The sequence below is a fragment of the Streptomyces yangpuensis genome (assembly GCF_024666385.1).
Classification (GTDB): Bacteria; Actinomycetota; Actinomycetes; order Streptomycetales; family Streptomycetaceae; genus Streptomyces; species Streptomyces yangpuensis.
Map to the genome: position 1 here is coordinate 1,594,520 of NZ_CP102514.1, position 12,604 is coordinate 1,607,123.

The following is a 12,604-nucleotide window of genomic DNA, read 5'->3' on the forward strand; positions in this document are numbered from 1 at the left end:
CGACCTTGAGATGGCTGGATTTGGCTGATCACACCTACGGGTAACGATCCGACACATTGGCCTGGCCGACTCTTGACGCATTCTTCACCTGGGCGGAAAACTGCCGTTCACCGGTCGACATTGTCGAACACCTACCGGCAATACGCGCTAGGATGCGACAAGGCCAAGGACCGGTGCAGCACTCACCGAGTGCGCGGAACCACCGGAGGGACCCGGTTTCCGCCCACCCCTGGACGTACGTAAGGAGTCGCGGGTGTCCAGCTCCGACATCTTCATCGGCGAGACCATCGGTACCGCCCTGCTCACTCTGCTCGGCGGTGGCGTCTGCGCCGCAGTGACGCTCAAGAGCTCCAAGGCCCGCAATGCGGGCTGGCTCGCGATCACCTTCGGCTGGGGCTTCGCCGTTCTGATCGCGGCCTACGTCTCCGCGCCGCTCTCCGGTGCGCACCTCAACCCGGCGGTCACCGTCGGCCTCGCCGTCAAGACCGGCGATTGGGGCGACACCCCCGTCTACTTCGCGGGCCAGCTCCTGGGCGCGATGCTCGGCGCGGTCGTCATGTGGGTCACCTACTACGGCCAGTTCCGCGCCCACCTGGCGGACCCGGAGCACATCCGCGACGCCAAGCTCGGTCCGGAGGACCCGCACCCGCACGACGTGGCCGGCCCCGTGCTCGGCATCTTCTCCACGGGTCCCGAGATCCGTAACGTCGTGCAGAACCTCGCGACCGAGATCATCGGCACCGCCGTCCTGATCCTGGCGATCCTGACCCAGGGCCTCCAGGACGGCGGCAAGGGCCTCGGTGTCATAGGTGTCCTGATCACGTCCTTCGTGGTCGTCGGCATCGGCCTCTCGCTCGGTGGCCCCACCGGTTACGCCATCAACCCGGTCCGCGACCTCGGTCCGCGCATCGTCCACGCCCTGCTGCCGCTCCCCAACAAGGGCGGCTCCGACTGGGGATACTCCTGGATCCCGGTGGTCGGCCCGCTCATCGGTGCCGTGCTCGCCGGCGGTCTTTACAACATCGCGTTCGCCTGATCAGCATCTGCAGCGCTCGTAAGATCCGCACCGCACTCCTGATTCCGCCTACACACCAGACCTGCCAGGAGCAGCCATCATGACCAGCAGCACCGGCCCCTTCATCGCCGCGATCGACCAGGGCACCACCTCCTCCCGCTGCATCGTCTTCGACCGCGACGGCCGTATCGTCGCCGTCGACCAGAAGGAGCACGAGCAGATCTTCCCGAAGCCGGGCTGGGTCGAGCACGACGCCACCGAGATCTGGACCAACGTCCAGGAGGTCGTCGCCGGGGCCATCGCCAAGGCCGAGATCACCGCCGCCGACGTCAAGGCGATCGGCATCACCAACCAGCGCGAGACCACCGTCCTGTGGGACAAGAACACCGGCGAGCCGGTCCACAACGCGCTGGTCTGGCAGGACACCCGCACCGACGCCCTGTGCAAGGAACTCGGCCGCAACGTCGGGCAGGACCGCTTCCGCCGCGAGACCGGCCTGCCGCTGGCGAGCTACTTCGCCGGCCCCAAGGTCCGCTGGCTGCTCGACAACGTCGAGGGCCTGCGCGAGCGCGCCGAGGCCGGCGACATCCTCTTCGGCACCATGGACTCGTGGGTCATCTGGAACCTCACGGGCGGCGCCCAGGGCGGTGCGCACGTCACCGACGTCACCAACGCCTCGCGCACCATGCTGATGAACCTGCACACCCTGGCCTGGGACGAGAAGATCGCGGAGTCGATGGGCGTCCCGCTCAACGTGCTCCCCGAGATCAAGTCCTCCGCCGAGGTCTACGGCCACGTCAAGGAGGGCGTCCTCGCCGGTGTCCCGGTCGCCTCGGCGCTCGGTGACCAGCAGGCCGCGCTCTTCGGCCAGACCTGTTTCGCCGAGGGCGAGGCCAAGTCCACGTACGGCACCGGAACGTTCATGCTGATGAACACCGGCGACAAGATCATCAACTCCTACAGCGGCCTGCTGACCACGGTCGGCTACCAGATCGGCGACCAGAAGCCGGTCTACGCCCTGGAGGGCTCCATCGCCGTCACCGGCTCGCTCGTCCAGTGGATGCGCGACCAGATGGGCCTGATCAAGTCCGCGGCCGAGATCGAGACCCTGGCCCTGTCCGTCGAGGACAACGGCGGCGCCTACTTCGTACCGGCCTTCTCCGGCCTGTTCGCCCCGTACTGGCGCTCCGACGCCCGCGGTGTGATCGCCGGCCTCACCCGGTACGTCACCAAGGCGCACATCGCCCGTGCCGTCCTGGAGGCCACCGCCTGGCAGACCCGCGAGATCACCGACGCCATGACCAAGGACTCGGGCGTCGAGCTCGCCGCCCTCAAGGTCGACGGCGGCATGACCTCCAACAACCTGCTGATGCAGACGCTCTCGGACTTCCTGGACGCCCCCGTGGTCCGTCCCATGGTCGCCGAGACCACCTGCCTCGGCGCCGCCTACGCCGCCGGCCTGGCCGTCGGCTTCTGGCCCGACACCGACGCCCTGCGCGCCAACTGGCGCCGTGCGGCGGAGTGGACCCCGCGGATGCCCGCCGAGCAGCGGGAGCGCGAGTACAAGAGCTGGCTCAAGGCCGTCGAGCGGTCCATGGGCTGGGTCGACGACGAAGACGCCAGCTGACCGCACCAGCTGAGTCAATCGACGAGGAGCTGAAAGAGATATGAGCACCCTGCAGAGCGTCCCCGCCCTGGGTACGCACCCGACCGCCGGCGCGAACGCGAGCCGTGCCGAGACCCGCGAGCAGCTGGCGAAGGCCACGTACGACCTGCTGGTCATCGGTGGTGGAATCCTGGGCACCTCGGTGGCCTGGCACGCCGCGCAGTCGGGTCTGCGGGTTGCCATGGTGGACGCCGGCGACTTCGCCGGCGCCACCTCCTCGGCCTCCTCCAAGCTCGTCCACGGCGGCCTGCGCTACCTGCAGACCGGCGCGGTCAAGCTGGTCGCGGAGAACCACCACGAGCGGCGGGTGCTGGCCAAGGACGTGGCCCCGCACCTGGTCAACCCGCTCACGTTCTACCTGCCGGTCTACAAGGGCGGTCCGGTGGGTGCGGCCAAGCTGGGCGCGGGCGTCTTCGCCTACTCCGCCCTCTCGGCCTTCGGCGACGGCATGGGCAAGGTCATATCCCCCGCCCGTGCCGTCGCCGACAACCCCGGTCTGAAGACCGACAACCTCAAGGCCGTCGCGGTCTACTACGACCACCAGATGAACGACTCCCGCGTCGCCGTCATGACGGTCCGCGCGGCCGTCGAGTCGGGCGCCGTCGTCCTCAACCACGCCGAGGTCACCGGACTGCGCAAGACCGGCGGCCGGGTCACCGGCGCCGAGCTCAAGGACCGCCTGGACGGCACCGAGTTCGGGATCGACGCCCGCGTCGTGCTCAACGCCACCGGCCCGTGGGTGGACCACCTGCGGCGCATGGAGGACAAGCACTCCCTGCCGTCGATCCGCCTCTCCAAGGGCGCGCACATCGTCATGAAGCGCAAGTCGCCGTGGAAGGCCGCCATGGCCACCCCGATCGACAAGTACCGCATCACCTTCGCCCTCCCGTGGGAGGACCAGCTGCTGCTCGGCACCACCGACGAGGTGTACGAGGGCGACCCGGCGGACGTGCGCGCCACCGAGTCCGACATCCAGCAGATCCTGGACGAGGCGGCCTTCTCGGTGAAGGACGCCGACCTCGACCGCTCCCTGATGACGTACGCCTTCGCCGGCCTGCGCGTGCTGCCCGGCGGCCCCGGCGGCGTGGAGAAGGCCAAGCGCGAGACCGTCGTCTCCGAGGGCGCGGGCGGCATGCTGTCGGTCGCCGGCGGCAAGTGGACGACGTACCGCCACATCGGCCGTGTCGTCATGGACAAGCTCGCCAAGCTCCCGGGCAGCCCGCTGACCGAGGACATGGAGCCGGTGAAGTCCCTCGTACGCCGGATCGCGCTGCCGGGTGTCGCCAACCCGAACGCGGTCGCGCACCGGCTGCTGGTGGACCGTGAGCCCGGCACCCGGATGGACCCGCTGACCGCGCGCCACCTGGCCTCGCACTACGGCTCCCTGGCCTTCGACATCGCCCGCCTGGCGAACGAGGACCCGGCACTGGCCGAGCGCATCCACCCGGACGGTCCTGAGATCTGGGCGCAGGTGGCCTACGCCCGTGACCACGAGTGGGCCGAGACCGTCGACGACGTGCTGCGCCGCCGCACGACGGTCACGATCCGCGGCCTGGACGACGACTCCGTCAAGGCCCGGGTCGAGGAGATGCTGGCCCGCAAGGCATAGCTCTCACGCAGGTGGGGAAGAGGGGCGGTTCCGAGGGGAACCGCCCCTCTGTCGTGGGCTGTGGCCGGTGTCCCTCCAAGGCTTAGGCTGACCCACGTACGCAAGGAACTTCGGAAGGAGACCTGGGTGATCGAGCTTGAGGGCGTGCCCGAGCTGATCGACCCGGTCATGGTGGCCGCGTTCGAGGGCTGGAACGACGCGGGTGACGCGGCCTCCGGTGCGGTCGCACACCTGGACCGGGAGTGGAAGGGCGAGGTCTTCGCGGCTCTGGACGCCGAGGACTACTACGACTTCCAGGTCAACCGGCCGACGGTGTGGCTGGACAACGGGGTACGGAAGATCACGTGGCCGACGACCCGGCTCTCGGTGGTCCGGATCGGCGGGGCCAAACCGCGCGACCTGGTGCTGGTGCGCGGAATCGAACCGTCCATGCGGTGGCGGTCGTTCTGCAACGAGATCCTGGGCTTCGCGCACGAGCTGGGCGTGGAGATGGTCGTCATCCTCGGGGCGCTCCTCGGGGACACGCCGCACACCCGGCCGGTGCCGGTGAGCGGGGTCACCTCGGACGCGGACCTGGCTCGGACGATGGACCTGGAGGAGACCAAGTACGAGGGCCCCACGGGCATCGTGGGCATCCTCCAGGAGGCCTGTACGCATGCGGGGGTGCCGGCGGTGTCGCTGTGGGCGGCGGTGCCGCACTACGTGTCGCAGCCGCCGAACCCGAAGGCGACGCTGGCTCTGCTGAACCGGCTGGAGGACCTGATCGACATCAGGATCCCGCTGGGCGAGCTGCCGGAGGACGCGCGGGCCTGGCAGCTGGGCGTGGACCAACTGGCCGCCGAGGACAGCGAGGTGGCGGAGTACGTCCAGACGCTGGAGGAGGCCCGGGACACCGCGGACCTGCCGGAGGCCTCGGGCGACGCGATCGCGCGGGAGTTCGAGCGGTACCTGCGCCGGCGTGACCCGGCGGCGGGCCCGGCGGCGGATCCGGGCGACGGCTCCTACTTCCGGGACCTGTCCGGCGGCCGCGCCCAGCCGAAGCCGAAGCCGGACGACGCGGCGGACCAGGACGACGCGCCGCCGCAGGGCGGCCCGGCGGACGGTCCCGCCGGGGGCGAGGCCGAGGGCGACGGCGCGGGCGACGGGGAGACCCCCGGGACCTAGGGCGGGCTGTCCGGGTGTCAGTACGCCCTGCGTGGGTACGGGTTGCCGTTTCCGGGAGAGGGAAGCATGACCCGTACCGCCCTGGGCGTCGTGCTCGCTGGAGCACGACGCCCCCTTCGCGCTGAACAGGCCCGAGGAGGTGCGCACCCTCCGGCGGATCCGCGCCCTCGGCGTCCGGACGGACGAGGACCACGCCGAGGTCTCCCCCATCCGAGCCGGCCACGATCCGTCGCTGCTGCCGGAGGGTCCGCACCCGCTGATACCGGTGGCGCAGCTGTATGAGGAGGCCGTGGAACGACGGAGTGCGCCCCCGGCCGACCGGCCGGGGGCGCGCTCATGCCGATCCGATCGGCTACAGGGCCACGCCCAGGAGGGCGTCGACCGTGCGGGAGATCAGGCCGGGGGCCGACTCGTCGTCCCCGTCGGTGGCGTTCTGGAGGTCCACCCAGCGGTCGACCGCGGCCAGTGCCGCGGGGGCGTCCAGGTCGTTCGCCAGGGCCTCGCGGACCTCTTCGAGGACCGCGTCCGCCGGGATGCCGTCCGGGCGGGACACCGCCGCGCGCCACCGGTCCAGCCGGGCCACGGCCTCGTCGAGGACGGCGTCCGTCCACTCCCAGTCCGCCCGGTAGTGGTGCGAGAGCAGCGCCAGGCGGATCGCCGCCGGGTCCACCCCGGCGCGGCGCAGCGCCGACACGAAGACGAGGTTGCCCTTCGACTTGGACATCTTCTCGCCGTGCAGGGCGACCATGCCGGCGTGGACGTACGCCTGGGCCATCGGGAACTCGCCCGTCAGCGCCTGCGCGTGCGACGCGCCCATCTCGTGGTGCGGGAAGGCGAGGTCGGAGCCGCCGCCCTGGATGTCGAAGCCCATGCCCAGGTGGTCGAGGGCGATCGCGACGCACTCGATGTGCCAGCCCGGCCGGCCGCGGCCCAGCGAGCCGCCGTCCCAGCTCGGCTCGCCCGGACGTGCCGCCATCCACAGCATCGGGTCCAGCGGGTTCTTCTTGCCCGGACGGTCGGGGTCGCCGCCCCGCTCCGCCGAGAGCAGCCGCATCGCCTCGGCGTCGAGGTGGGAGACGCCGCCGAAGTGCGGGTCGGCCTCGACCGAGAAGTAGATGTCGCCCTCGAGCTCGTACGCGGCGCCCGCGTCCCGCAGCCGCTCGACCAGCGGCACGATGCCGGGTATGGCCTCGACGGCTCCGATGTAGTGCTGCGGCGGCAGCATCCGCAGGGCCGTCATGTCCTCGCGGAAGAGCGCGGTCTCGCGCTCGGCCAGCTCGGTCCAGTCGTGGCCGTCGCGCAGCGCCCGCTCCAGGAGCGGATCGTCGACGTCCGTGACGTTCTGGACGTAGTGGACCTGCCGCTTGGTGTCGAGCCACACGCGCTGCACGAGGTCGAACGCGTTGTAGGTCGCCGCGTGACCGATGTGGGTCGCGTCGTACGGGGTGATGCCGCAGACGTAGATGCGGGCGACGGGACCGGGGGCGAGGGTGATCGTCCCCTGGGTCGCGGTGTCGTGGATCTGGAGGTCGCGGCCCTTACCAGGAAGGGCGGGGACCTCAGAAGCGGGCCAGGCATGCATGTCTCGAGCCTAACCGGACGGATGTTCCGGAAACGAACTGGACCTGCAGTGTTGTCCTGATCGGCGCTCTTGCGGTCCGGCCGGTTCTGTGCGTGACGCCGATGGCCGGTTCAGACCGGTGGCCACGGGATCGACGGCCACTGCCCGGACGGCACCGGGTGCGTTCCGGTGCGCAGCATGTGCGCCACCCGCTCCCGTACGGCGGCCAGCTCGGCCGCGGTGATCAGTTCGGCCAGCCGGGTGGCGAGGGGGGCTCCCTCGGCCAGTTCCGCGGCCAGTGCCGTGAGCGCCCCGCGGGCCTCGTCCGTCAGCGGCTCCCCCGCCCAGCCCCACAGCAGGGTGCGCAGCTTGTCCTCGGTGTGGAAGGTCACTCCGTGGTCGATGCCGTAGATCCGTCCGTCGGGCGCGGGCAGCAGGTGCCCGCCCTTGCGGTCGCCGTTGTTGATCACGGCGTCGAGGACGGAGAGCCGGCGCAGCCTCGGGTCGTCGGCGTGGACCAGCAGGGCGGTGCGGCCCTCGCCGACCTCCGCGAAGGCCACCGGCTTCCAGCCCTCACCGGCCTCCTCACCCTCGACCAGCGCGAGGAGCCCGTCCTCGGGGGAGTCGTCCTGCGGCTGCCGGGCTTCGATCCACTGCTGGACCATGCCCTCGCCGTAGGGGCCGTCGCGCAGCACGGTGGCGGGCACCAGGCCCCATCCGGTGGCCTCGGAGACCAGGTAGGAGGCGACCTCGCGCTGGGCGAGGCTGCCGTCGGGGAAGTCCCACAGCGGCCGTTCCCCCTTGACGGGCTTGTAGACGCAGTCGGCGCTCGCCCCGTCGTACGTGACGGTGCACAGCAGGACCGCGTTGGACGCCTCGCGGATCCGGCCGACGACGGTCAGCTCGCCCTTGGCGAGCAGTTCCTCCATGCGTCGCGGCGCGGGCCCCGGCGTGTGTCCCGGCAGGTGCCCTTGCCCGTGTCCCCGCGTGTGCTCCTGCATGTCCCCCTGGCCCGTCACGCCTGGCGCCGGTAGCCGTTCTGGCGCGGGCACACGTGGCCCTCCGGGTCCAGCGGCAGACTGCACAGCGGACACGGCGGGCGGCCGGCGTTGACCACGTCCAGGGCGCGCTTGGCGAAGGCGCGGGCCTGGGCGCCGGTGAGGCGGACCCGCAGCATCGGCGGGCCGTTCTCCTCGTCCTGGAGCAGCCGCTCCTCCGCCTCGGCGAGGTCCTCGTCGGAGTCGGCGTCGAGCTCCACCAGGGCCTGGGCCTCGACGATCATCCGCTGTTCCTCGCCGTCCCAGGCCAGGGCCATGGTGCCGACGCGGAACTCCTCCTCGACGGGGACGTCCAGCGGGGCGGTGTCGGCGGCCTCCGCGGGGGCCATGGCCGGGACCGGGGCGTTTCCGCCGGTGCGCCGCACGACCTCGTCCAGCAGCTCGTCCATCCGCTCGGCCAGTGCGGCGACCTGGGTCTTCTCCAGGGAGACGCTGGTGACGCGGGGGCCGGAGGAGGCCTGCAGGAAGAACGTACGGCGTCCCGGCAAGCCGACCGTGCCGGCCACGAAGCGGTCCGGCGGGTCGTAGAGGAACACCTGACGGGGCACGTCCAGTCTCCAAGTCTCGGTGGCGGCGGCGAATCTGCGCCCTTGAGTGGGCCCGTCCACCCTACTGCGCCGTGCGATCACGCCGCGCCCGCGCCGCCCCCCACGACGGCGTTCCCGGCGTCCTCGGAGTCCTTGTCGGAGGCGACGGGCTCGGGTGCGGCCGGTCGCTTCACGAGGGAGCCGAAGTCCCCGGTGTCGCCCAGCCGGAACACGAACGGGCGGGTCGGCGTGTAGCGGATCGCCGTCACCGAGCAGGGGTCGACGTGGATGCGCTGGAAGAGGTCCAGGTGCATGCCCAGGGCGTCCGCGACAAGCGACTTGATGATGTCGCCGTGCGAGCACATCAGGAAGACGGCGTCGCTGCCGTCGCTCTCCTCGATCCTCGCGTTCCAGTCCCGTACGGCGTCCACGGCGCGCGCCTGCATGGCCCGCATGGACTCGCCGCCGGGGAAGGCGGCCGCCGACGGGTGCTGTTGCACGATCTTCATCAGCGGTTCTTCGGACAGTTCGGAGAGTTTGCGGCCGGACCAGTCGCCGTAGTGGCATTCGCCGATCCGCTCGTCCGTGTGGAGTTCCAGCTCGGGCCGCGCGGCCAGCAGGGGTGCCAGGGTCTCGCGGCAGCGCTGGAGCGGGCTGGTGACGGCGGCGGCGAGCGGCACGCCGGCCAGCCGTCCGGGGAGCGCGGCGGCCTGCTCGGCGCCGCGCTCGTCGAGGCCCACGCCGGGGGTCCATCCGGCGAGCAGCCCTGCGGTGTTGGCGGTGGACCGCCCGTGTCGTACGAGGATCAGCGTGGCCATGGGGGCCAGCGTAGGCGGTGCCGGACGGGTGCGGGCCCGTCGGCGGCGGGGGAGAATGTTCGGCGTGATTGTCGACTGCGCGCTCTACCGGGACGGACGTCGCGCCGAGGGTCCGGAGGACTTCTCGGACGCCCTGGACGAGGCCCGGGCGAGCGGTGACGCCTTCCTCTGGATCGGCACGTACGAGCCGACCGAGACGGAGTTCGATCACGTCCGCCGGGAGTTCGGCCTGCATCCGCTGGCGGTGGAGGACGCGCTCAACGCCCACCAGCGCCCCAAGCTGGAGGTGTACGACGACTCGCTGTTCGTCGTGCTGAAGCCGGTGCTCTACGACGAGGCCACGGACACGGTGTCCGCGGGCGAACTGATGCTGTTCATCGGCGACTCTTTCGTCGTCACGGTCCGGCACGGCGAAGGGGCCCCGCTGGCCGCCGTACGCCGACGGCTGGAGCACGATCCGGACGTGCTGCGGCACGGCCCGACGGCGGTGCTCTACGCGGTGTCCGACGCGGTGGTGGACCACTACATCGAGGTGGCGGCCGAACTGCAGGCGGACCTGGAGGAGCTGGAGGCGGAGGTCTTCGCCCCGAACGCCTCGGACACCAAGAACACCGCCGCCCGGATCTACGGCTTCAAGCGGCAGGTGCTGGAGTTCCGCAGGGCGACGAACCCGCTGCTTGCGCCGATGGAGCGGCTGGCCTTCGGCGAGGTGCCCTTCGTCCACGAGCACGCGCGGCCGTTCTTCCGCGATGTCGCCGACCATCTGACCAGGGCGAGCGAGTACATCGAGGGCCTGGACCGCCTGCTGTCGGACGCGCTGGCCGCGCATCTCGCGCAGACGGGGCTGCGGCAGAACGACGACGTGCGGAAGATCTCGGCCTGGGCGGCGATCGCGGCCGTCCCGACGATGGTCGCGGGGATCTACGGGATGAACTTCGACCACATGCCGGAGCTCCACCGGTGGTGGGGATATCCGGGCGTGCTGCTGCTCATGACGGGCGCCTGTCTGGGCCTGCACCGCCTCTTCAAGCGCCGGGGCTGGCTCTAGGGACCTGCCCCGGGCGGTGAGGCGGTCGGATGGTCGGGGGGGCCGGGGGGTCGGGGGGCGCCGGTCAGGCGTATTCGGGGGTGGTGAGGGGTGCGCCGCCGAGCGCGTCGCGCCGTTCGGGCATCCGCAGGCCGACCATCCGGTGCCAGCCGCTGAAGCGCTCGTACGCGTACGTCCCGCGGATGCCGGCGGCCAGCAGGGCCGCCTTCGGCGCGGGCCAGTGCAGCAGCCGTCCCATGTGGTCCATGACGGCGAGGCTCACATCGCGGTAGACGGCGATCTCGGCGAGCGCGCTCTCGCGCAGCACCCGCTGGATGGTCCGGCCGTGCCCGGCGCGGGCCAGCCGCAGCAGTTCCTCGTGGCAGTAGGCGAGGTGGTTGTCCTCGTCGTTGCTGATCATGTGGATGGCCTTGCCCACCACGGGGTGGTCGCCGAAGTACCTGACCAGCATGTCCATCTGGTCGGCGGCGCGCTGTTCGGTGACCCGGCTGTGGGCGAGGTAGACGACGATGTCGTCCTCGGTGAGCGCCTCCTGCCGGCGCAGCTTGTCGTGGGCCAGTCCGATGCCGCGGCGTTCGAGCAGCATCGTGTAGTCGGTCTCGGGCGGTACGGGGACGGCGTGCAGGCCGCGTTTGCGCAGCAGGGCGTGGAAGATCCGGCCGTGCTTGTCCTCGTCGGCGCCGTGCCGGGTGATCTTGGGTGCGAGGTGGCGCATGGCGTCCGGCACCAGGGCCGCGATACGGGCGTTCTCCCAGCCGCCCTGGGCTTCCCCGCTGGCGGCGATGGAGCAGAACAGCTGGAAGGAGTCGTCGTTGTCGACGATCTCCTGGAACAGGCTGCGGGCAGAGAGCATGCAACGAGTCAAACGCCGCTGTGCGGGGCGGGCAACCGCGAGGTGGCACCACTCGTCCGAATGAACGAACCTCCGGGCCGGGCGGCGTGCGTAACCCCGCGGGCGTCCGGTGCGTTGTTGGCTGTGTCGGCCGTGGCGGGGAAGACCCCCCGAGCCCCCACCACGGCCGCAGAAGCTTCCCGCGGCAGCCGGCTCAGGCGAGGCCCGCGAGCTCCATGGCCTCGGTGCCGGCGCGCAGGGCGGCGATCCGCTCGTCCAGGGTGAAGCCGGCCGGGGCCAGCGTGAGGGTGGTGACGCCGGCCTCCGCGTAGGCCCGCATCCCGTCGGCGATCCGCGCGACCGGGCCGAGCAGCGTCGTCGAGTCGATCAGCGAGTGCGGGACGGCCTCGGCCGCGCCGGTCTTGTCACCGGCCAGGTACTTGTCCTGGATCTCGGCGGCTTCCTTCTCGTAGCCCATGCGCTGGGCCAGCTGGTTGTAGAAGTTCTGCTTCCGGCTGCCCATGCCGCCCACGTACAGGGCGGTGTACGGGCGGAACATGTCGGCGAGGGCGGTCACGTCCTCGCCGAGGGCCAGCGGCACGGTCGGGCAGACGTCGAAGCCGTCCATCGTCAGCCCGGCCTTCTCCCGGCCCGCCCGGATGTGGGTGAGCGCGGTGGCCTCCAGGTGCTCGGCGGCCGGGAAGATCAGCAGGGCGCCGTCGGCGATCTCGCCGGTCTGCTCCAGGTTCTTGGGCCCGATGGCGGCGATGTAGAGCGGGATGTGCTCGCGCTCGGGGTGCACGGTCAGCTTGATCGGCTTGCCCGGGCCGCCCGGCAGCGGGAGGGTCCAGTGCTCGCCGTCGTAGCTCAGCCGCTCGCGGGACATGGCCTTGCGGACGATCTCCACGTACTCGCGGGTGCGGGCGAGCGGCTTGTCGAACGTGACTCCGTACCAGCCCTCGGAGACCTGCGGGCCCGAGACGCCGAGGCCGAGGCGGAAGCGGCCCTTGGTGAGGGAGTCCAGGGTGGCCGCCGTCATGGCGGTCATGGCGGGCTGGCGGGCCGGGATCTGCATGATCGCGGAGCCGACGTCGATGCGCTCGGTCTGGGCGGCGACCCAGGAGAGCACGGTCGGCGCGTCGGATCCGTACGCCTCGGCGGCCCAGCAGACGTCGTATCCGAGGCGGTCGGCCTCCTGGGCGACGGCGAGGTTGTCGGCGTCCATGCCCGCGCCCCAGTAACCGAGATTGATGCCGAGCCGCATGTGTCGTCCCCTTACCGGTGTACCGATCAGTAACGTTGGTGT

11 protein-coding genes are annotated in these 12,604 nt (G+C 71.2%); 5 read left to right on the top strand and 6 right to left on the bottom strand.

The annotated features are described in order from the left end of the window. Window positions 1–253: 253 nt before the first annotated feature. The 4 genes from NRK68_RS07375 to NRK68_RS07390 all read left to right on the top strand — a co-directional run bounded on the left by NRK68_RS07375 (window position 254) and on the right by NRK68_RS07390 (window position 5,454). A complete protein-coding gene (locus NRK68_RS07375; RefSeq protein ID WP_257855388.1) occupies window positions 254–1,036 on the top strand; it encodes an MIP/aquaporin family protein in 783 nt (260 codons plus the stop codon). A 79-nt stretch (window positions 1,037–1,115) separates the two neighbouring features. Beyond that, on the top strand, window positions 1,116–2,642 hold the full coding sequence (gene glpK, locus NRK68_RS07380) for a glycerol kinase GlpK (RefSeq protein WP_183067684.1): 1,527 nt from the start codon (window positions 1,116–1,118) through the stop codon (window positions 2,640–2,642). A 40-nt stretch (window positions 2,643–2,682) separates the two neighbouring features. Next, window positions 2,683–4,290 (top strand): glycerol-3-phosphate dehydrogenase/oxidase, encoded by a 1,608-nt coding sequence (locus tag NRK68_RS07385; RefSeq protein ID WP_183067685.1) that lies wholly within the window; start codon window positions 2,683–2,685, stop codon window positions 4,288–4,290. A 126-nt stretch (window positions 4,291–4,416) separates the two neighbouring features. Next, a complete protein-coding gene (locus NRK68_RS07390; RefSeq protein ID WP_183067686.1) occupies window positions 4,417–5,454 on the top strand; it encodes a PAC2 family protein in 1,038 nt (345 codons plus the stop codon). 352 nt (window positions 5,455–5,806) lie between these two features. Here NRK68_RS07390 and mshC read toward each other — a convergent pair whose 3' ends face one another. From mshC to NRK68_RS07410, 4 genes are all read right to left on the bottom strand, one after another. After that, complete coding sequence (gene mshC, locus NRK68_RS07395; protein ID WP_046780530.1) at window positions 5,807–7,036, bottom strand: cysteine--1-D-myo-inosityl 2-amino-2-deoxy-alpha-D-glucopyranoside ligase; 1,230 nt, start codon at window positions 7,034–7,036, stop codon at window positions 5,807–5,809. Window positions 7,037–7,146: 110 nt separating this feature from the next. Continuing rightward, window positions 7,147–7,944, bottom strand: coding sequence for an SCO1664 family protein (locus tag NRK68_RS07400; RefSeq protein WP_183067687.1), 798 nt, complete (start codon window positions 7,942–7,944; stop codon window positions 7,147–7,149). Between the two features lie 86 nt (window positions 7,945–8,030). Continuing rightward, the gene (locus tag NRK68_RS07405) at window positions 8,031–8,621 is read right to left on the bottom strand and encodes a DUF3090 domain-containing protein (RefSeq protein ID WP_183067688.1); all 591 of its coding nucleotides are present in this window, start codon (window positions 8,619–8,621) and stop codon (window positions 8,031–8,033) included. Window positions 8,622–8,698: 77 nt separating this feature from the next. Then, a complete protein-coding gene (locus NRK68_RS07410) occupies window positions 8,699–9,418 on the bottom strand; it encodes a histidine phosphatase family protein (RefSeq protein ID WP_183067689.1) in 720 nt (239 codons plus the stop codon). Between the two features lie 55 nt (window positions 9,419–9,473). Between NRK68_RS07410 and NRK68_RS07415 the strand changes: the two genes are divergently transcribed. Continuing rightward, on the top strand, window positions 9,474–10,466 hold the full coding sequence (locus NRK68_RS07415) for a magnesium and cobalt transport protein CorA (protein ID WP_183067690.1): 993 nt from the start codon (window positions 9,474–9,476) through the stop codon (window positions 10,464–10,466). A 64-nt stretch (window positions 10,467–10,530) separates the two neighbouring features. On the opposite strand, the gene NRK68_RS07420 is transcribed toward NRK68_RS07415, so the two are convergent. Both NRK68_RS07420 and NRK68_RS07425 read right to left on the bottom strand, forming a co-directional pair. Next, window positions 10,531–11,319: a ferritin-like domain-containing protein gene (locus tag NRK68_RS07420; RefSeq protein WP_183067691.1), complete on the bottom strand. Its 789-nt coding sequence runs from the start codon at window positions 11,317–11,319 to the stop codon at window positions 10,531–10,533. 193 nt (window positions 11,320–11,512) lie between these two features. Next, window positions 11,513–12,562, bottom strand: coding sequence for an LLM class F420-dependent oxidoreductase (locus NRK68_RS07425; RefSeq protein WP_183067692.1), 1,050 nt, complete (start codon window positions 12,560–12,562; stop codon window positions 11,513–11,515). Window positions 12,563–12,604: the final 42 nt, after the last annotated feature.